We start from the raw sequence: 19,419 nt of genomic DNA on the forward strand, positions 1-19,419 counted from the left end.
CGCGGGAACCGCCGACGCCTCGGCCATCAGGACGTCGAACGGCACACCGCCGGTGACGGTCTGCAGCCAACCGATCATGCTGCCCGCGGTCGAGGTACCCGCCGCCAGTGCCAGCGTCCCGCGTTCGATGCCAGCCGTCGTCCACAGGGCCGGGTCGCTATAATACCCGTCGATGACCTGGATCAGGAACATCGTCGAGCCGTACATCAGCATCTGATCACCGGGGTTGCGGACTCCCACCGAGAACGCCTCGGAGTAGGCGTCGACCGTACCCGCCACCAGAGGTGTGCCCCCCGGGATGCCGGTGGCGGCCGCGGCCTCGGCGTGGACGGTGCCGACGACCTCGCTGGGCCAGACCAGCCGCGGCAACGGCAGATGCCCGCAGATTCGCTCCACCCATTCGACGTTCCAGTCGAATTCACTGGTCACGTACAGCGGATCGCACTGACTCGCGGTGTGGTGGTCCAGCACGTACTCCCCGGTGAGCTTGGCGGCGATGTAGGAGTTCGACCCGTACCACCCGGTCGCGCGCCCGAACACTTCGGGCTCGTGACGTCGCACCCATTCCAGCTTGGGCCCGACGGCTTGACTAGACAGCAACGTACCGGCCCGCTCGAGGATCGCCGCAGCGCCGAATTCATCGGTCAGCGACTGGATTTCGGCGGTGGCCCTGGTGTCGACACCGTAGAGGATGGCCGGCCGCAGAGGCGTCAGCGCGTCGTCGCAGAGCACCAGGCACGGCCCAACCCCGCTCACGCACACCGCGGCGAGGTTGGACCCGAGCGGTATCTCGGCGGTCAGGCGGCGACTGATCTCGCACACCTCGCCCCACCACGTCGACTGGGCGTCGACCTCCGCCCAACCGGGTCGGGGCAGGCTCATCGCGTGCGGGATCGTCGCGGACGCCAGCACCACGCCTGCGGTGTCCACCAGTACGCCCTTGGTGCTCCCGGTGCCGATGTCGATTCCGAGAAGCAGGTCCACGGCGCAACCCTACGTCCGGTGCGGCGGCTGCGGTCGGCGATCCAAGTCAATCGTCGGACCCCCGGCGGCTAACGTGCCGCGAGCCAGTCGGCGAAGCGCGTGGGGGCCAGGGTGGCGCCCTCCGCGGTGACGAGGCTGGTCTGCGCCACTGCCGTCCCGAAGTAGGTGGCGTCCGGGTCGACGACGACGAGCTTGTCGTCACTCTGTTTGGCGAGCACCGCACGGGCCATGTCGGCGAACGAGATCTTCTGCGGGCCACCGATGTCGATGATGCCGTTGACGGGGGCGGTGACCGCCGCGCGGGCAACCTCGGCCGCGACGTCGTCGGCGGCGACCGGCTGGATCAAGGCGTCCGGCGCCCGGACCTCGTCTCCGACGACCAGCGACCCGGTGATGGCCTCCGCGAACTCCTGGAACTGGGTGGCGCGCACGATCGTGTAGGGCAGTCCCGAGTCGGTGATCGTCCTCTCCTGCACCACCTTTGCGCGCATGTAGCCACTGTCGGGCAGGCCATCTACGCCGACGATCGAGAGGGCGACGTAGTGGCCGACGCCCGCCGCCCTTGCCGCGGCGGTGAGGTTGGCCGCCGATGCGGTGAAGAACTTCAGCACCGGCTCGTCCTCGAAGGACGGTGAGTTGACCACGTCGACCAGAACCTGCGCTCCGGCCAGGGCCTCGGCCAGCCCCGCGCCCGTCAGCACGTCGGCGCCCGTGCCACGGGATGCGGCAACGACGTCGTGCCCCTCGGCCCTGAGCAACTCGACGACTGTGGAGCCGACCTGACCGGTTGCCCCGATGACTGTGATTTTCATTGTGCGAATGCCATTCTCAGTGTGTTGATGGCCAGCTCGATCGCCGCATCCGCCGCGGCGGTCTCGCGGACCTGGTTGAGCATCATGAAATCGTGGATAACGCAGTTGAAACCGAACCCTGATGGTGTGCATACCAGCCTCGGCGCCCACCGGCGGACGCCCGGGCCGCCGGTTCGAGGGTGTGTTCGCTCACTCGTCGAGCTTCACACCGCGGGGTGCGTCGTCGAACCCTGGAGAGTCCGTAGTCCCTAGTTCCAGGGGTGGTGGCCGATGCCCGCCTCACCGCGCAGGGCCAGCACCTGACTCTCGCCCGAGCGGGCCGTCGGGACGAGTTGGTCAAGGGCGCGTCGTTCGGCATCCCTACCACGCAGCATCGGAGCCACGGAGTCGTCGCTGCTCGTCAGCTCACCCACCTCCCATGCAAAACCCCGACGCACGAGGTGTGCGCCGGGGTTTCACGTCGATCCTGAGGCGGGCGATCAGCCCTTGCGGGCCTTGACCGCCTCGGTGAGCTGCGGGGTGACCTTGAACAGGTCGCCCACGATGCCGTAGTCGGCGATCTCGAAGATCGGCGCTTCTTCGTCCTTGTTCACGGCGACGATCGTCTTCGAGGTCTGCATGCCCGCGCGGTGCTGGATGGCACCAGAGATGCCGAGGGCGATGTACAGCTGCGGCGACACCGTCTTACCGGTCTGGCCGACCTGGAACTGGCCCTCGTAGAAGCCGGAATCGACGGCGGCGCGTGAGGCGCCGACCGCGGCACCGAACGCATCCGCGAGATCCTCGACGACGCTGAAGTTCTCCTTGCTGCCGACACCGCGACCGCCCGCGACCACGATCTTGGCCTCGGTCAGTTCAGGACGCGCACTCTTCTGGGCGGGCTTACGCGACGTGATCTTGGTGGCGTTGTCGGCGGGAGCGGGCACCTCGACGGTGACCAGTTCACCTGCGCCTGGGGCCGGCTCGGCCTCGATCGCGCCCGGGCGCACCGAGATGGCGGGGGCATCGCCATCGGCCTTCGCCTCGGTGGTGTACGCACCACCGAAGATCGAGTGGATGCCGATGGGGCCTTCCTTGACACCGATGACGTCGACCAGAAGACCGGAGCCGGTCTCGGCGGCCACCCGACCGGCGATCTCCTTGCCCTCAGCGGTGGCGCTGACCAGCACAGCCACCGGCGACGCCGACTCGACCAGCGCGTTCAGCACGTCCACCTTGGGGGTGACCAGGTACTGCTCGACGACGTCGGACTCTGCCGCGTAGATCTTGGCCGCGCCGGCGGCCTTCAGATCCTCGACGAGCTTCTCGGCCGTGCCGGGGGCGCCGATCACCACGGCGGACGGCTCGCCGAGCGCGCGGGCTGCGGTGATGAGCTCCGCGGTGGAGTTCTTCAAATTGCCTTCAGCGTGCTCAGCGAGCACGAGTACTTCTGCCATTGCCTCTTAGTCGCTCTCTACGAAGTGTGGGGTCGGGTCAGGGTCAGATCAGGGATGTCAAAGAAGCTTCTGCGCCACGAGGTACTCGGCGATGCGCTTACCGCCCTCGCCTTCGTCGGCGATCTTCTCGCCAGCCGTCTTGGGCGGCTTCGGGGTGGCCGACACCACGGTCGAGCTGGCAGTGGCACCGCCGACCTCGTCGCTCTCGACGCCGATCCCGGCGAGCGTGAGGCTCTCCACGGGCTTCTTCTTCGCCGCCATGATGCCCTTGAACGAAGGGAACCGGGCGTCCTCGACGATCTTCTCGCTGATGCTGATGATCGCAGGCAGCGTCGCCTCGAGCCCGAAGACACCGTCATCGGTCTCACGCTCACCGGTGACCTTGCCGTCGGCGATGTCGAACGAGCGCATGTGGGTCAACTGCGGCAGACCGAGGAACTGCGCCAGGATGGCCGGGACCGCACCGGCGACACCGTCGCTGGTCTCGTTTCCCGCGATGACCACGCCGACGTCCTCGATCTGGCCGAGCGACCGGGCGAGCGCCCAGGACGTCTGCACGACGTCGGAGCCAGCCAGACCGGCATCGACCAGGTGGTAGGCGGAATCGGCCCCCATGGACAGCGCCCGGCGGATGGCCGTCTCGGCGCTCGTGGGCCCGGCGGTGAGGACGACGACCTTGTAGTCGGCGTCGGCGTGCTTCTCCTTGAGCTGGAGCGCGACCTCGACGGCCTTCTCGTTGATCTCGTCCAGGACCGGGTCGCTACCTGCACGATCCAGTGTCCAGTCACCGTCGTTGAGATGGCGATCCTCGTAATCAGGAACCTGTTTGATCAGGACCACGATGTTCGTCATGAGTGTGGTTCGTCCTCCTCGATGAGGCCGCAGCCGGCCTGCCCATATCACGATTCATGCAATGACCCCCATGTTACTAGCCAGTAACTTCAGGGGGCGCGCAGGAACACCATAACCGGTGTTGTCTAACCTTCTGCCCTGCCCCTGCACGGAATAACCGTTGGTCAGGCAGTGACAATCGCCATAGCTGCGTTAGCCTGCGTTGGCAATGAGCGCATTTTCTTGTCCCGAGCCGTCCGAGGACGTCCTCCCCCTGACCGGGGAGCGCACCGTCCCCGGCCTGGCAGAGGAGAACTACTGGTTCCGCCGCCACGAGGTGGTGTACCGGCGGTTCACCGATCGCTGCAGAGGGCGCGACGTGCTCGAGGCCGGCTCCGGTGAGGGCTATGGCGCCGACCTGATCGCGAACGTGGCGCGACGGGTCATCGGCCTGGACTACGACGAGTCCGCCGTGGCCCATGTCAGGGCCCGTTATCCTCGCGTCGACATGCGGCACGGAAACCTCGCCGAGCTGCCGTTGCCCGACGGCGCCGTTGACGTCGTCGTGAACTTTCAGGTGATCGAACACCTCTGGGACCAAGCACAATTCGTCGACGAGTGCGCCCGCGTCCTGCGGCCGTCCGGCGTGCTGCTGATGTCGACGCCCAACCGCATCACGTTCTCCCCCGGCCGCGACACCCCGATCAACCCGTTCCACACCCGCGAACTCAACGCCGCCGAACTCACCGAACTGCTCACCGATGCGGGTCTCGTCGTCGAATCGATGCTCGGCGTGTTCCACGGCGCCGGACTGGTGGAACTCGATGCCAAGCACGGCGGCTCGATCATCGACGCCCAGATCACCCGCGCGCTGGCCAACGCGCCGTGGCCCGCCGACCTGCTGGCCGACGTCGAGTCGATCGCCACCTCGGACTTCGACCTGATCGCAACTGGCGGACGCAACAGCCCCGACATCGATGAGAGCCTGGATCTGGTGGCCATCGCGGTGCGACCGTGACGGAGGGCGGGGTTCCGGTACCCGGCCTCTTCACCCTCGTCCTGCACACCCACCTACCGTGGCTGGCTCATCACGGCCGCTGGCCCGTCGGTGAGGAATGGCTCTATCAGTCCTGGGCAGCGGCGTACCTCCCGTTGATGGGGCTGCTACGCAGGTTGTCCGCAGAGGGCCGCAGCCACCTTCTCACCCTCGGGATGACGCCGGTCGTCACCGCCCAACTCGACGACCCGTACTCGCTGACGGGTATGCACCACTGGTTGGCCAACTGGCAGCTGCGCGGGCAGGAGGCCGCCGTTCGGCGAGGTGGCAGCGGTACCGGCTACGCAGCCCCGGAGGCGTTGCGCGCGTTCGGCATCCGCGAGTACGACGAGGCGAGCCAGGCGCTCGAAGACTTCTCGACGCAGTGGCGCCACGGAGGGAGCCCTCTGCTTCGCGAGCTCATCGACGCCGAGGCGATCGAACTGCTGGGGGGACCGCTGGCACATCCCTTCCAGCCGTTGCTGCACCCGCGGTTGCGGGAGTTCGCACTGCGCGAGGGCCTTGCCGACGCCGGGCAGCGATTCGCGCACGTTCCCGGCGGCATCTGGGCGCCGGAGTGCGCTTATTCGCCGGGCCTGGAGCGCGAGTACGCCGCAGCCGGTGTGACGCACTTCATGGTGGACGGTCCGACGCTGCACGGCGACACCGCGCTCGGTCGTCCCGTCGGAGACTCCGGCGTCATCGCCTTCGGCCGCGACCTGCAGGTCAGTTACCGGGTGTGGTCACCGAAGTCCGGCTATCCCGGACATGCCGCCTACCGCGACTTCTACACCTACGACCACCTCACGGGTCTCAAGCCGGCCAGGGTCACCGGCCGCGCGGTGCCGTCGGAGGAGAAGGCGCCCTACGTTCCCGACCGCGCCGATCACGCCGTCGACGTCCACGTGGCCGACTTCGTCGACACGGTGCGCCGCAGGCTCTGCACGGAGTCCGAGCGGCTCGGCAGACCCGCTCACGTCGTCGCGGCATTCGACACCGAACTGTTCGGCCATTGGTGGCACGAGGGGCCGGCCTGGCTCGAGCGGGTGCTGCGCGCGCTACCGGAAGCCGGCGTGCGCGTCGGCACGCTCTCCGACGCGATCGCCGATGGATTCGTCGGCGCGCCCGTCGAATTGCCGCCCAGCTCTTGGGGTTCGGGCAAGGACTGGCAGGTGTGGTCGGGCGATCAGGTTGCCGACATCGTGGCGCTGAACACCGAAGTGGTCGACACCGCGCTGTCGACCGTGGACAAGGCCCTCGAGCAGCACGCGGCGGTCGGCGCGCCCACCCCCCGCGACACCGTCGCCGACCAGATCCTGCGGGAAGCGCTGCTCACCGTGTCGAGCGACTGGCCGTTCATGGTCAGCAAGGACACCGCGGCCGAGTACGCGCGCTACCGCGCTCACCTGCACGCGCACGCCACGCGGGAGATCGCCGGAGCATTGGCGGCGGGCCGCCGCGAGCACGCCGACCTCCTCGCCGCCACCTGGAACCGCGCCGACGGTCTCTTCGGCGCCCTCGATGCCAGGCGGCTCCCACGATGACCCCCCTCCTTCCTTCTGCCGCGAGCGTGCGTGTCTGTACCCGACACGCCGCGCGTGGTTGGCACTTCGCGCACGTTCGCGGGCTCTGGTGAGCGCGTCGTGAAGGTGCTGATGGTGTCGTGGGAGTACCCGCCGGTGGTGATCGGCGGTCTCGGACGCCACGTCCATCACCTCGCCACCGCACTCGCCGAGGCCGATCACGAGGTCGTGGTTCTCAGTCGACGACCATCGGGCACCGACCCGAGCACACACCCCTCGAGCGACGACGTGAGCGAGGGCGTGCGGGTGATCGCCGCGGCGGAGGACCCCCACGAGTTCGAGTTCAGCACCGACATGATGGCGTGGACGCTGGCGATGGGGCACTCGCTGGTCCGCGCCGGACTGGGCTTGCGGTCCCCGGGCGGGTATGCCACCGAGCCGTGGTGCCCCGACGTCGTGCACGCGCACGACTGGCTGGTGGCGCAACCGGCCATCACACTTGCCGAACACTTCGACGTGCCACTGGTTTCCACGATTCACGCAACCGAGGCCGGCCGGCACTCGGGCTGGGTGTCCGGCAAGATCAGCAGGCAGGTGCACGCCGTGGAGGCGTGGCTGGTGCGCGAATCCGATTCACTCATCACGTGTTCGGCATCGATGGGCGGGGAAATCTCCGAACTGTTCGGGCCAGGCCTGTCGGAGTCACGTGTCATCCGCAACGGCATCGACGCGGACCTATGGCCGTTCGCGCGACGCAAGACGCACGAGGGTCCGGCACGGCTGCTTTACCTGGGCCGCTTGGAGTACGAGAAGGGCGTGCACGACGCAATTGCAGCACTACCCCGCATCCGGCGCACCCACCCCGGCACCACCCTCACCATCGCAGGGGACGGCACCCAGCTGGACTGGCTGCTCGAACACGCCCGAAAGCACAAGGTGCTCAAGGCGATCACGTTCGTCGGACGGGTCGACCACGAACAGTTGGTCGCTCTGCTGCACGACTGCGACGCCGCCGTCCTGCCCAGCCACTACGAACCGTTCGGCATCGTCGCACTCGAAGCCGCGGCGACCGGCGCGCCGCTGGTCACCTCCAACGTCGGCGGCCTCGGTGAAGCCGTGATCGACGGCGAGACGGGAATGTCGTTCCCGCCCCACGACATCGCTGCCCTGGCCACCGCGGTGCGGGCGACGCTCGACGATCCGGCCGCCGCTCAGCGTCGCGCCACGACCGCGCGTCAACGCCTGAACTCCGACTTCGACTGGCATACGGTGGCCGCCGAAACCGCTCAGGTCTATCTCACCGCGAAGCGCCGCGAGCGTGAACCCCACCGCCGACGCGTGATCGTCGAGCACGCGCTCCCGGACCGGGGCTGACACCGATGAGCGACGACGTCCTGGACCTGTTCCCGCCGGGAACCCACACCGACGGCGACGGCACCCTGGTCGTCGGCGGCTGCCGTCTCGACGACCTGGCGGCAGAATTCGGCACCCCGGTTCTGGTGGTCGACGAGGGCGCGCTGCGCAGCAGGGCCCGCGAGTATCTGCACGAGTTCCGAAGCCGCCGACCGCGATCCGACGTGGCCTTCGCGTCGAAGTCCTTCCCCTGCACCGCCGTTCAGCGACTGATGGCCGAGGAACACCTGCACCTCGACGTCGCGGGCGGCGGTGAGATCGTCACCGCGCTCGCCGCCGGGGCCGACCCGGCGCGACTGGTGCTGCATGGCAACGCCAAGACCGACGAGGAACTCGAACTCGCGGTACGCCACGGCGTCGGGCTCATCGTCGTCGACAACTTCGACGACATCGACCGGTTGGAGCGCATCGTGCCGCCCGGACACGTGCAGCCGTGCCTGGTCCGGGTGATCCCCGGTGTCGAAGCCACCACGCATGCGTCCGTCGCGACCGGTCACGTCGGCTCCAAGTTCGGCCTGATGCCCGACGACGCCCGGGCCGCGATCGCCCGCATCGGACGCATCGGCGGGCTGCGCTGCGACGGCCTGCACACCCACGTCGGTTCGCAACTGCTCAACGTCGATCAGCTGGCGGCAGCCGTCGCGCCGCTCGCCACAATGGGCACGTTCGACGTCTACGACCTGGGTGGCGGCCTCGGGGTGCGCTACACCTACGACGAGCGGCCGCCCACGCTGGCGCAGTACGCCGAGGCGATGGTCGCCGCGGCCGACGCGCTGCTCCCTGCCGGCAGCCGTGTCATCGTCGAGCCGGGCCGCAGCATGGTGGCGAGCGCGGCGTGCACCGTCTACCGCGTGACGACCGTGAAGCGCGGTGAGCTCACCCACGTCGCCGTCGACGGCGGAATGGGCGACAACATGGAGGTGTCGCTGTACGGACAGCGCTTCGAAGCCACGATCGTCGACCGCGTGGGTGGCGGCACTGCGGTCAACCTGGTCGGGCGGCACTGCGAGTCCGGCGACCAGCTGATCGACGGTGTCGCGTTGGCGGATCCGGTGGTCGGCGACCTGGTGGCCGTGCCGGTCACCGGCGCCTACTGCTACACCATGTCCAACCAGTACAACGGTGCCCGCCGCATCCCCGTGGTGTTCGTGACCGGCGGGACCGCACGCCTGATCGTCCGTCGTGACACCTGGGATGACCTGCTGATCCGTGACGTGACCTGACCGCCCACGAATAGTTCGTCCGGCGTCGAATCATTCCGGCCATAGCGTGCGGACATGGCCATTCGTGCTTCCGAGCGATCCACCGTCGCCACCCTTGCCGCGGCATACCTGGGACTCTTCGCCGGGCTCATCGACAGCAACGCCGTCAACCTGGCGCTGCCCGCCATCCGAGCCGACCTCGGTGGCGGCGTGTCCGGCGTCCAATGGACCACCGACGCCTACAACGTCACGTTCGCGGCCGTGCTGCTGACCGCAGGCTCGCTTGGCGACCGGTTCGGCCGACGCCGGATGCTGCGCCTCGGCCTGATCGCATTCATCGGCACGTCGGTGGCCTGCGCGCTGGCGCCCAGCCTCGGCATCCTGCTGGCCGCCCGCGCGGCCCAGGGCGTTGCCGCCGCCGTCATGCTGCCGCAGGGTCTCGCCATTGCCTCGGCTGCGTTCCCCGGGGCGGCCGGGCGCTCGCGGGCGACCGCGGCGTGGGCGGCCACTGCCGCGTCGAGTGCAGCGCTCGGGCCGGTCATCGGCGGCGTCCTCACCGACACGGCGGGCTGGCGGTTCATCTTCTGGCTCAACGGGCCCGTCTGCCTTCTCGCGTTGGCGATGTCGCTGCGCTACCTGCCGGAATCGCGCAACCCCCGGCCGGCCGGGACCGATCTGCGCGGCCAGGCGTTGGCCGTCATGGCGCTCGGCAGTCTGACCTTCGTCCTGGTGGAGGGCCGCACGCTGGGGCCCGTGTGGGCAGCGTTGCTGGCCGTTCTCGTCGTGACTTCCTGCGCCGCGTTCGTGTGGTCGCAACGCCGGGTCACCGACGCGATGGTCCCACCCGAGTTCTTCGGCAACCGGCAGTTGAAGGTTGCCCTCGTGGCGACCTTCGCGATGACGTTCGGCACCTACGGCATGTTGTTCGTCAACAGCCTTGCGTTCCAACAACAGCGGGGCGCCAGCGCACTGGCGACGGCGATTCAGTTCCTGCCGATGCCGCTGGTCTACCTGGCGTTGGTCCCCGTGGTGAACGCCATCGCGCGCCGCGCGGGACCCCGCCTGCCGATGACGGTCGGCCTGCTGGCCATGGGCGCGGGCATGTTCCTGTATGCGGGTGTGGGTCCGGACGCCGACCTGCCGATGCTGCAGACGGCGTTCGTCCTGGCCGGCGCGGGCCTGGCGTTCAACACCGGTCCCGCGGTGGGCTTTGCGTTGTCGGCCGTCACGTCCGACCGGGCGGGGCTGGCCTCCGGTGTGGTGAACCTCGCCCGGTTGGTGGGTATCACCGTTGGCATCGCCGTGATGGGCACGGTGCTGGCGATCGTGAGCGGGGATTCGGACTCCGGCGCCGCGTTCACCGAGGGTGCGCGCGCGGCCGTGCTGACGGGTGGCATCGTCGAGACCGTCGGCGCCGTTCTGGTTCTGCGGTACGCGAGGGCGGCGCGACGGGCCGCCGTGCCGACGAAGGAGGATTGTCATGCGTGAACCCGCCGATCTGCCAGCAACCGGTGACGCCGATATCGCCGCTCTAGCGTCGCTGCTGGCCGATCCGGCCCGGTGCAAGGTGCTGCTCGCGCTGGACGACGGCAGAGCCCTTCCCGCCAGCGTGCTCGCCGACGAAGCGGGAGTGAGCCGGTCGACCGCCAGCAGCCACCTCGGCAAGCTGACCGATGCCGGGTTGCTGACGGTGCAGTCCCACGGCAGGCACCGGTACTACCGGCTCGCGGGCGTCGAGGTCGCCGAACTCCTGGAACGGCTGGGGCAGCTGGCGCCGTCCCGGCCCGTCCGGTCACTGCGGGAGGGCACCAGCGCCGCGCGTCTGCGGTCGGCCCGCACCTGCTACGACCACTTCGCGGGCAAACTGGGCGTCGCCCTCATGGGCAGCCTGCTGGACCGTGACGTACTGGTCGGCGGCGACGGTCACTACGACCCGCAGCGGCACCGCCACGACACGTTGAGCAACCACGGCCACGACGTCGACTACCGACTCTCGGCCGCGGGGAGCGCGTTCCTCGCCGACGTCGGCGTCGAACTGCCGTCGGGCTCGAGGCCACTCATCCGCTACTGCATCGACTGGACCGAGCAGAGCCACCACCTGTCCGGTGGTCTCGGCCGCGCCGTACTCGATCGCTTTCTGTCGGCCGGGTGGGTGAAGCGGGCTCCGCGCGGGCGCGCCGTCGCGGTGACCGACCGTGGCCGGACGACGCTCGCCAATTGCTTCGGAGTGGACTGGCCGAACTGATTCAGTCCATCGCCGCTGCGATGGCCATATGCCCCTCGAACCCGAGTGTCGTTGCCATGCTTCGGTACTGGTCGAGGTGGTGGCGGTAAACCACCTCGTCGCCGTCGGCCCGAGCCAGCAGTGCGCGCAATCGGTGCAGCGGCAATTCGTTACGGACGAAGCCAGCGTCCGTGGGTACCGCGGCGAGTCGCTCGATTACGGCCCTGGCCTCTGCCAGATCGCGCCCGCCGCCACGTCGGATGAGCAACTCGACCAGGACTGTCACGGCAGACCGGAGCGTCGTCATGTCACCTGATCCGTAGAGGAAGTCGACCGCCGTCCGGCCGTTTCGATGGCACCGTCGAGATCCCCGACTTCGGCGCTCTCCCTGGCATTCTCGACGTCCACCCATCGCACCGCATTCGTGGCGTGGCCGCGGCGCATGCACGCGTCCCGATACTGGTTCACGAGGTGCAGATCCGTGGAGCGGTGGGCACCGTCTGAGTTGACGAGCACCAGTCCACGAACCAGCCGGGCCGAATCGAGCGAGAAGTCGTCGCCACACCGCTCCGCAGCTTCCAGCGCTTCCGCCGTCTCGGCCAGCGCGGTCGCGTCGGATCGCAATCCGCCGACGTCCACGGCGATGACGTACTTCAACAAGATCCCCGCGACGTGCGACGTCAGATCGACGGATTTGGCGATCGTCGTTGCGCGGTCGAGGTCGTCGCGCCACTTCGGCATGCCCAACGCAAGGCGGCTGATACCACTCAACCCATAGGCGATCGCCAGCGGCGAGCCGACGATCGTGCTGTCCCCGCGGGATCTCCGTCGGCCAGCTCGATCGCACGCTGAGCCAAACGCAAACCCTCGGTCATCTCCCCTGCTTGGACCAGGGCATTGCTCGTGGCTGCAAACAGCGAGAGCGGCAGCGAGTGATCGGCCATCGACTCCAGCAGCGTGCTGCACTCCGATGCGACACGTGCAGCGTCACGATACCGACTGTGAAAGATCAGCCCGGTCAGCATTCCCACCATGCCGAAAGCCAGCGAGATGCTGTCGCCAGCGGAGGTGCAGAGCTCCCGCAGCTCGTCGAAGCCGAGATCCTCGACGCTCCCGCTGAATCTGAACGCGCTGACACACAGCGCCATGCGCGGTGCGATGCGCATCGCGGTTCTGTTCGGGTCATCGGCGTCGAGGTGGTCGGCAACCTCGCTTGCCCGTTGCCAATTCGTGCGAGCCGCCCTCACGCCGCGGTACAGCGCCCACGTCCCCCCGCGCATGTGCCATCCGTATGCGGCCTGCAGGTCGCCTGCCGCGTCGAGGTGCTGGGCGATCGATGCCGCGTTCGCATCGCCCGCGTCTCCATCCCGTTCTTCGATCGCCGCTGCGAGCCTGCGGTGCAAGTCCGCCCGATCGGATCTCAGCTGCGATTCGTAGGCCACCGTCCGAATCAAGGGGTGACGGAACGCGTACTCGGCGTTGGTGGCAAACGTCACCTGATCGATCGCTCGGCGGTCGTCGCCTCGGCGACGTTGATGGCATCCACCAGGCAGGCCAGTGAGCCCGCGTCGAATTGCGAACCGATCACCGCAGCGGCGTTCAACGTGCGCTTGGCAGTGGGTCCGAGCCGGTCGATACGGGCGGCGATGGTGGCTTGCAGCGATGCCGGCACTCGCACCGTGGTGTCACCGTGACACACGTAGCCGCCTGGTTTCCCTGTTAGTACGCCTCTTTCGGCGAGATCCCGGACGAGTTCTTCCGCGAAGAACGGGTTGCCTGCGGCCGTTCAGCGACCTGCGCGACCAGCCCGGCGACCGAGTCGTCAGGCCCGAGAGCTCGGCTGCCGATGCCGTCGATTCCAAAACATCGAGCGGTCCAAGCGCTCGTGTGCGATTCGCATTGCGTCGAGAACACCTGGAAGGACCGGTTCGCGGCGAGCGACGTGATCTCACCTGCCAAGCGGCTCTTGCCAATTCCTGGCGGCCCAACCAGGCCGACGATGCGACCCTTGCCGTTGATCGACTGGTTGAGCATGGCCTCGAAGGTGCTCACCTCCCAGTCGCGGCCCACCAGGATCGATACATTTCGGGCCACGGGGCCGCCCGTACGGGCGACAGCGAGCAAGCGGCGGGCGGTCACGAGTGACGGCGAACCCTTGATGTGAATGCTTTCCGGCTCGCTCAGCACGACCGCGTCGCGGACAAGTCGCACAGTGGAATCACTCAGCATCACTCCGCCTGGCGGTGCGACCGACTCCATCCGCTGCGCCAACCCCACCTGCTCTCCGATGGCGGTGTAAATCATTGGTCCAGAGCCGATTTCACCAGCGATCACTTCTCCGGAGTTCAATCCGACTCGCACTTGCGGTGACAGACCGTGGTCGCGCCGGTCTACATCCGTAACGATGTGCTGCGCCTACCGCTGGATGTCGAGTGCCGCCAGGCAGGCCCGCAAGGCAGGATCCTCCAGCGCAATTGGCGCGCCGAGCACGGCCATCACACCGTCGCCGGTGAACTTGTCCACCGTACCGCCGAGGCGTTGCACCACCGCCGACGAGCGGTTGAACAACTCGGCCATGATCTCGCGCAGTCGTTCCGCACCCACCGCGGCCGCGAGGTCCATCGAGTGCACCACGTCGGCGAACAGGACCGTCACCTGCTTGTATTCGGCCCGCGCGCACTCCGGCAAGATCCGCGCACCGCAGCCGTCGCAGAATCGCGCATCGGCACGCACTTTCGTACCCGCGGGTCTGGCAACTGCACGGAGCCGCCGGTCCCCCACCGTCGTTCACGACAATATCGTGGCACTACGGCAGAGATGCCGCGGCCGAACATGCCGTTGGGTGTCTACCGAGACGCCTTCTTGCGCTCGATGTCGGCCAGCGCCGCGGCCAGCTCGGCGCGCTCGGCAGCCGATGTCTCCCACGCCAGCTTGCGGTTCTTGACGACCTTCGCGGGAGCGCCCACCGCGATCGAGAAGTCGGGCACCTCGCCCTTGACCACGGCGTGCGAGCCGAGCACGCAGCCGCGCCCGACGGAGGTACCCCGGAGCACCGTCACCTTGGTCGCGACCCAGGTGTCGGGGCCGATCCGAACCGGACTCTTGACGATGCCCTGGTCCTTGATCGGCAGCTCGATGCTGTCCATCTTGTGGTCGAAGTCGCAGATGTAGCACCAGTCGGCCATCAGCACGGAGTCCCCGATTTCGATGTCGAGGTAGGTGTTGATGACGTTGTCACGGCCGAGGACCACCTTGTCGCCGATGCGGAGCGAACCCTCGTGGCAGCGGATGGTGTTCTTGTCGCCGATGTGAACCCAGCGTCCGATCTCCAGCTGGGACATCTCGGGGGTGGCCTGGATCTCCACGCCCTTGCCGAGGAACACCATGCCGCGGGTGATGACGTGCGGGTTGGCGAGCTTGAACTTCAGCAGCCGGTAGTAGCGAACCAGGTACCACGGTGTGTACGCCTTGTTCGCGAGCACCCACTTCAGCGACGCCAGCGTGAGGAACTTGGCCTGCCGCGGGTCACGGAGTCGCGAGCCGCGCCAACGCTGGTGAATCGGGGCGCCCCACATCGTGGTCATGGCGGATGAGCCTACAAGAGGACTTCGGGCGACATTCCGGGTTGCTCCGCTCCTGCCTTACCGAACGGGGTCGGGATAGTCTCGGGACTCGATGCCTGCTCCTGGAACGACCGCGCGCCGCGTGGCAGTGGTGGCGCTCGCGGCGTTCATGACGCTGATCACCGGCGGATGCGGCAACACCGACACCTGGGTGGACGCCCATCCGGCCGACGGCTGGTCCGCGCAGTACGGCGACGCGGCGAACAGCAGCTCCGCGAAGGTCGATGGGGCGACCGCCCTGCGGCTGGACTGGATCCGCTCCGTCAAGGGCGAGGTCCAATCGCAGGTGGCGCTCGGCTCCGGTGACTACCTGGCCGTCAACGCCCAGACCGCGGGCGGATGCTCGCTGATGGTGTGGGAGACCGACAACAGGGCACGCCAGCGCTGGTGCTCCAGGCTGTGGCAGGGCGGCGGGCTGTCGAGTCCGCTGTTCGACGGGTTCGACAACCTCTACGTCGGGCAACCGGGCGCGATGATGTCGTTTCCGCCGACGCAGTGGATCCGTTGGCGCAGTCCGGTGATCGGCCTGCCGATGACGCCGCGCCTGCTGTCCGCGGGCGAGCTTCTGGTGGTGACGCACCTCGGGCAGGTACTGGTCTACGACGCGCACCGCGGCACCGTCGACGGAACGGCGCTGGACCTGGTGGAGGGCATCGACCCCACCGATTCGCAGCGCGGGCTCGCCGACTGCCAGCAGGGTCGGTCGAGATGCCCAGTGGCAGCGGCCCCGGCGTTCTCGCCGGCGACGGGAATCGTCGTGACGACGTTGTGGGAGCCGAACGCCGCAGCCCCAGAGGTCGTGGGGCTGCGCTACCGGCCTGGCCAGACCCCCCTGCTGGCGCGTAACTGGACGAGCACGGCCGTGGGCGGCGGACCGCTCGCGGCCCCCGTCGTGTCCGCCGACGGCAACTCCGTCTACGTCAACGGCCGCGATGGGCACCTGTGGGCGCTCAACACCGCCGACGGCAAGCCGAAGTGGTCGGTGCCGTTGAACTTTCAGCCACAGACGCCCCCATCGGTGTCACCGGACGGGTTGATCGTGTCCGGCGGCGGCCCAGACACCAAGCTGATCGGGATCAAGGACGACGGCGGTCACGGGGAGGTGACGTGGACGCGCGACGACGTCGAGCCGCTGGCGACGTCCAGCCTGGCTGGGGAGTCCGCCGCGTACACCGTGACGCGCACGGGCGCCGACGGCGACACCGCGGGGATGGCACTGCTGGTGTTCGATCCGGCCGACGGTCACACGCTCAACAGCTATCCCCTACCGGGCGCCACGGGTTACCCCGTCGGGGTGTCGATCGGCCACGACCGCCGCGTTGTGGCCGCGACCAGTGACGGTCGGGTGTTCGGCTTCGCCCCCGCCTGACGCCCCCGTCAGGTGATCATGGCGTCGACGGGCCCGCGCGGAACCGTCACCTGCAACGCCCCCGCCGCTTCCGGCAGCAGATCGCCCTGGCTGAAGAAGAAGATCAGTGAGTCGTTGGTGATGGCGAAGTTCTGGTACTTCGTCGGGTCGAGACCGACCTCAGGCGCAATCGTCACCGGCTGGCCCAACTGCTTGTCCACGTCGGCCTGCACCAGCGGGAAGAGGACGGGGAACGGCGCAGTGCCCTCGCGGAACAGGTTGTCGATCGTGATGGGCTTGCGCAGCCCCTGGTCCCAGTTGAACGACTTGTAGAACGTCTGTGGGTGCGCGCCGCCGACGCTCTGATACGTCTTGAACACCACGGTCTGCGTGCCCCGCGGCGGAACGTCAGAGCTGTACTGGGTGGCCGTGGTGTCCAACTCGTAGGGCGTCGCGCGCCCGTCCGGCATCTTGGCCACGTTGAGGAATCCGTCGCGGGTCTGCGTGACGTAGTCGAAGACCGGCTGCACGTCCGGATAGTCGACCGGGTAGCTGATGTTCAGCGAATACCCGGGATCCGTTGCCTGGATCTGGCACGTCTGAGTGCTGTCGACGACGCCACCGAGATCGGCACACTTGGGAGGCGCCGCGGACACGGCCCCAGTGCCCGACCAACCGAACACCGCCACCGCCGAGGCGGCCAAGGCGAGCGTGGAAATGCGCATCCGTCCAATAACCTCCGCCGATGGTGCGGCACCGGCGCCGCCGACGCCACAGTACCCGTGGCCTCATCGGGAGGGTCGGCAAACGTAGGCCACTGCCCTGCTCGCACTTCCCGCACCGATTCGGGTGATCACCACCGACAGCCGTACCGAGCCCCGCAGTCGCAGCCGAGCCCGCAGGACGTCGGGATCGACGGCGACACCTCGGACGAGGATCTCGCACGCACCGACGTCACGCGCCGAAAGTTCCTGCCGCAACGCGCGTTCGGAGAATCCGAGCTCGGCGATCACCTCGAAGCCCCGCACCCCGTCCGGCAATTCGTCGCCAGTCAGATAGGCGATCGCCGCGTCCAGCTGCCACAGGCCGTGCCGCGCACCGTAGTGGCGCACCAGGCCCGCTCTGACCACCGCGCCATCGGGGTCGACGATCCAGCGGCCCACCGGGGCGACGGCGCAGTCGTCGGACTCGGCGTCGGTGATCTCCTCGGCGCGGTCCAGGACGGTTGCCCGTCGGGTCACCGTCGGCGAGGACAGCCCCGGTGACCAAAGGCACGCTTCCCGAACGCCGCCCGCCAACGACGTCACCTCGATCTCTCCGTCGAAGCCGAGCCGTCGGGCCTGGTCGAAATCGATTCCGGGAGCGCACTTCACGACGAGATCCCGGTCGGAGTACACCGCGAGCAACTCGTCGAGGGCAGGCGTGTGGTCGCGCGGGTGGAACCGTCGACGACCCACGCTGCGCCGCGCCGGATCGGCGATCACTGCGGTGTCCCGCGTGACGGGCCGAAGAGCGTCGGCCCGGCACAACGAGACATCGGCCCCGTCGTCCGCCAGGTTGTGCCTCGCCATCGCCAGGCGGACCTCATCGAGGTCGCTGCCGACGACGTAGTCGGCTGAGTGTCGCAGAGCCGCGAGTTCGGTTCCGATGGAACAGGTCACGTCGTGCACGGCCCTGCCCGACAATCGGTCGGCACGGTGCGCCGCCACCGCTGAGGCCGTGGCCTGCTCCAACGACTCCCCGGTGAAGAGCCAACCCGACGCGTCGACGAACTTGGCCGCGGCCCTGCGCCGCAGCAAGGTCGTCTCGATCAGTACGGGCGCGCGGTCGCCGAAACGACCACGCGCCGAGGCGATGTCCGAAATCCGGCTGGCGTCGGTCAGCGCCAAGCTCTCCAGGTCGGCCAGCGCATCCCGGCCCTCGGCACCGCTCAGGTACGCGACGTCGTCGAGAGTGAAACGCAGCCCGGCACCGTTCAGGACGGTTTGACCCCGGTGATCATCACGTTGTAGAACCAGCCCTTCGGGACGACGTGCCGCCAGACATTCGAATCCACCCAGCTCAGCGTCGTCCAACCGTTGAAGGCGAACTTCGCCCAGCCCCAGCCCAGCTTGCCTGCGGGAACGGTCGATTCGAACGTCCGGACCGGCCAACCCAGCATCGCCGCGGTGAACTCCTCGCTGGAGGTCTGAACCTGCACGGCACCGGCGTTGGCGGCCATCCGCTCGAGGACACCTGGGTCGAAGGTGTGCAGGTCGACGATCCACTCCAACGCGGCCGCGCGTGAGTTCTCGTCGAGTTCTTCCTGCGGCCGACGCCAGCTGGAAAGCCCTGGCAACTTCATCGCACGGACGGTTGTCTTCCAGGTCAGATCGGCCAGCGCGCGGGCATAGGTGTTACCGACCTTGGTCGGCTCACCGGCGAACACGAAGCGCCCGCCGGGCTTGAGCACCCGGACCACTTCGCGCAACGACAGCTCGACGTCGGGGATGTGATGCAGCACGGCGTGACCGACGACCAGATCGAAGGTGTCGTCCTCGTACGGGATGCCCTCGGCGTCGGCGATTCTGCCGTCGACGTCCAACCCCAACGACAGGCCGTTGCGGGTGGCCACCTTGACCATGCCCGGCGACAGATCGGTGACCGAACCGCGCCGCGCCACCCCGGCCTGAATCAGATTGAGCAGGAAGAACCCGGTGCCGCAACCCAGCTCGAGGGCGCGGTCGTACGGCAGCTCGCGCTGGACTTCGTCCGGGACGATCGCGTCGAACCGTCCGCGGGCGTAGTCGATGCAGCGCTGGTCGTAGGAGATCGACCACTTGTCGTCGTAGGACTCTGCCTCCCAGTCGTGGTAGAGCACCTGCGCCAACTTCGTGTCGTGGCGGGCAGCCTCGACCTCCTCCGCGGTGGCGTGCGGGTTCGCCGCCGGAGCCGCCCCGGCGGCGACATGGGGCTCTCGATCGGTACTCGTCATGTAGGGCAGCCTA

The 19,419-nt window shown here is 68.2% G+C and carries 21 protein-coding genes and 1 pseudogene; 7 read left to right on the forward strand and 15 right to left on the reverse strand.

What is annotated here, in order from left to right; translation table 11 throughout:
- The 5 genes from QOI01_RS10325 to QOI01_RS10345 form a co-directional block, all read right to left on the reverse strand.
- A partial coding sequence (locus QOI01_RS10325) for an FGGY family carbohydrate kinase (RefSeq protein ID WP_526380518.1) occupies positions 1-984 on the reverse strand: 984 nt, incomplete at its 3' end.
- 68 nt (positions 985-1,052) lie between these two features.
- Complete coding sequence (locus QOI01_RS10330) at positions 1,053-1,796, reverse strand: SDR family oxidoreductase (protein WP_526380520.1); 744 nt, start codon at positions 1,794-1,796, stop codon at positions 1,053-1,055.
- Between the two features lie 248 nt (positions 1,797-2,044).
- The gene (locus QOI01_RS10335) at positions 2,045-2,209 is read right to left on the reverse strand and encodes a hypothetical protein (RefSeq protein WP_526380522.1); all 165 of its coding nucleotides are present in this window, start codon (positions 2,207-2,209) and stop codon (positions 2,045-2,047) included.
- A gap of 66 nt (positions 2,210-2,275) precedes the next feature.
- Complete coding sequence (locus QOI01_RS10340) at positions 2,276-3,232, reverse strand: electron transfer flavoprotein subunit alpha/FixB family protein (protein ID WP_526380524.1); 957 nt, start codon at positions 3,230-3,232, stop codon at positions 2,276-2,278.
- Positions 3,233-3,289: 57 nt separating this feature from the next.
- Complete coding sequence (locus tag QOI01_RS10345; RefSeq protein ID WP_526380526.1) at positions 3,290-4,084, reverse strand: electron transfer flavoprotein subunit beta/FixA family protein; 795 nt, start codon at positions 4,082-4,084, stop codon at positions 3,290-3,292.
- Between the two features lie 208 nt (positions 4,085-4,292).
- Here QOI01_RS10345 and QOI01_RS10350 point away from each other — a divergent pair, with 208 nt between their 5' ends.
- The 6 genes from QOI01_RS10350 (at position 4,293) to QOI01_RS10375 (ending at position 11,482) form a co-directional block, all read left to right on the forward strand.
- Positions 4,293-5,081 (forward strand): class I SAM-dependent methyltransferase, encoded by a 789-nt coding sequence (locus tag QOI01_RS10350; RefSeq protein ID WP_526380528.1) that lies wholly within the window; start codon positions 4,293-4,295, stop codon positions 5,079-5,081.
- The gene (locus tag QOI01_RS10355; RefSeq protein WP_526380530.1) at positions 5,078-6,643 is read left to right on the forward strand and encodes a 1,4-alpha-glucan branching protein domain-containing protein; all 1,566 of its coding nucleotides are present in this window, start codon (positions 5,078-5,080) and stop codon (positions 6,641-6,643) included. The genes QOI01_RS10350 and QOI01_RS10355 overlap by 4 nt, the downstream gene beginning before the upstream one ends.
- Positions 6,644-6,742: 99 nt before the next feature.
- Positions 6,743-7,996 (forward strand): glycosyltransferase family 4 protein, encoded by a 1,254-nt coding sequence (locus tag QOI01_RS10360; protein ID WP_526380614.1) that lies wholly within the window; start codon positions 6,743-6,745, stop codon positions 7,994-7,996.
- A gap of 5 nt (positions 7,997-8,001) precedes the next feature.
- Entirely contained in the window at positions 8,002-9,258 is a 1,257-nt protein-coding gene (gene lysA, locus QOI01_RS10365) for a diaminopimelate decarboxylase (RefSeq protein ID WP_526380532.1), read from the forward strand.
- A 54-nt stretch (positions 9,259-9,312) separates the two neighbouring features.
- Positions 9,313-10,725 (forward strand): MFS transporter, encoded by a 1,413-nt coding sequence (locus QOI01_RS10370; protein WP_526380534.1) that lies wholly within the window; start codon positions 9,313-9,315, stop codon positions 10,723-10,725.
- Positions 10,718-11,482 (forward strand): ArsR/SmtB family transcription factor, encoded by a 765-nt coding sequence (locus QOI01_RS10375; protein WP_526380536.1) that lies wholly within the window; start codon positions 10,718-10,720, stop codon positions 11,480-11,482. Before QOI01_RS10370 ends, QOI01_RS10375 begins: the two co-directional genes overlap by 8 nt.
- Before the next feature lies 1 nt (position 11,483).
- Here the strand turns inward: QOI01_RS10375 and QOI01_RS10380 are convergent, their stop codons facing one another.
- The 7 genes and pseudogenes from QOI01_RS10380 to QOI01_RS10410 form a co-directional block, all read right to left on the reverse strand.
- Positions 11,484-11,768 (reverse strand): hypothetical protein, encoded by a 285-nt coding sequence (locus tag QOI01_RS10380; protein WP_526380538.1) that lies wholly within the window; start codon positions 11,766-11,768, stop codon positions 11,484-11,486.
- Positions 11,765-12,232 carry a hypothetical protein gene (locus QOI01_RS10385; protein WP_526380540.1) on the reverse strand — a complete coding sequence of 156 codons (468 nt, stop codon included), beginning with the start codon at positions 12,230-12,232 and terminating at the stop codon, positions 11,765-11,767. The genes QOI01_RS10380 and QOI01_RS10385 overlap by 4 nt, the downstream gene beginning before the upstream one ends.
- Positions 12,229-12,957, reverse strand: coding sequence for a hypothetical protein (locus QOI01_RS10390; RefSeq protein WP_526380542.1), 729 nt, complete (start codon positions 12,955-12,957; stop codon positions 12,229-12,231). The genes QOI01_RS10385 and QOI01_RS10390 overlap by 4 nt, the downstream gene beginning before the upstream one ends.
- Positions 12,954-13,133, reverse strand: coding sequence for a hypothetical protein (locus QOI01_RS10395; protein ID WP_526380544.1), 180 nt, complete (start codon positions 13,131-13,133; stop codon positions 12,954-12,956). Before QOI01_RS10395 ends, QOI01_RS10390 begins: the two co-directional genes overlap by 4 nt.
- Before the next feature lie 47 nt (positions 13,134-13,180).
- Complete coding sequence (locus tag QOI01_RS10400) at positions 13,181-13,690, reverse strand: AAA family ATPase (RefSeq protein WP_526380616.1); 510 nt, start codon at positions 13,688-13,690, stop codon at positions 13,181-13,183.
- Positions 13,670-14,083 (reverse strand): annotated as a pseudogene (locus QOI01_RS10405) (adenylate/guanylate cyclase domain-containing protein); the annotation flags it as partial. The gene QOI01_RS10400 and the pseudogene QOI01_RS10405, both read right to left, overlap by 21 nt.
- A 224-nt stretch (positions 14,084-14,307) precedes the next feature.
- Positions 14,308-15,045, reverse strand: coding sequence for an acyltransferase (locus QOI01_RS10410; RefSeq protein WP_526380546.1), 738 nt, complete (start codon positions 15,043-15,045; stop codon positions 14,308-14,310).
- A gap of 148 nt (positions 15,046-15,193) precedes the next feature.
- On the opposite strand from QOI01_RS10410, the gene QOI01_RS10415 reads away from it, so the two are divergent.
- The gene (locus QOI01_RS10415; protein WP_526380618.1) at positions 15,194-16,453 is read left to right on the forward strand and encodes a BamB-related PQQ repeat family beta-propellar protein; all 1,260 of its coding nucleotides are present in this window, start codon (positions 15,194-15,196) and stop codon (positions 16,451-16,453) included.
- 8 nt (positions 16,454-16,461) lie between these two features.
- On the opposite strand, the gene QOI01_RS10420 is transcribed toward QOI01_RS10415, so the two are convergent.
- The 3 genes from QOI01_RS10420 to QOI01_RS10430 all read right to left on the reverse strand — a co-directional run bounded on the left by QOI01_RS10420 (position 16,462) and on the right by QOI01_RS10430 (position 19,406).
- Complete coding sequence (locus QOI01_RS10420; protein WP_526380548.1) at positions 16,462-17,157, reverse strand: esterase; 696 nt, start codon at positions 17,155-17,157, stop codon at positions 16,462-16,464.
- A 63-nt stretch (positions 17,158-17,220) separates the two neighbouring features.
- Positions 17,221-18,450: a THUMP-like domain-containing protein gene (locus QOI01_RS10425; protein ID WP_526380620.1), complete on the reverse strand. Its 1,230-nt coding sequence runs from the start codon at positions 18,448-18,450 to the stop codon at positions 17,221-17,223.
- Positions 18,408-19,406 carry a class I SAM-dependent methyltransferase gene (locus tag QOI01_RS10430; protein ID WP_526380550.1) on the reverse strand — a complete coding sequence of 333 codons (999 nt, stop codon included), beginning with the start codon at positions 19,404-19,406 and terminating at the stop codon, positions 18,408-18,410. The genes QOI01_RS10425 and QOI01_RS10430 overlap by 43 nt, the downstream gene beginning before the upstream one ends.
- Positions 19,407-19,419 lie beyond the last annotated feature (13 nt).

Origin of the sequence: Mycobacterium sp. (assembly GCF_032162605.1) — a bacterium.
In the GTDB taxonomy this organism is placed as follows: domain Bacteria; phylum Actinomycetota; class Actinomycetes; order Mycobacteriales; family Mycobacteriaceae; genus Mycobacterium.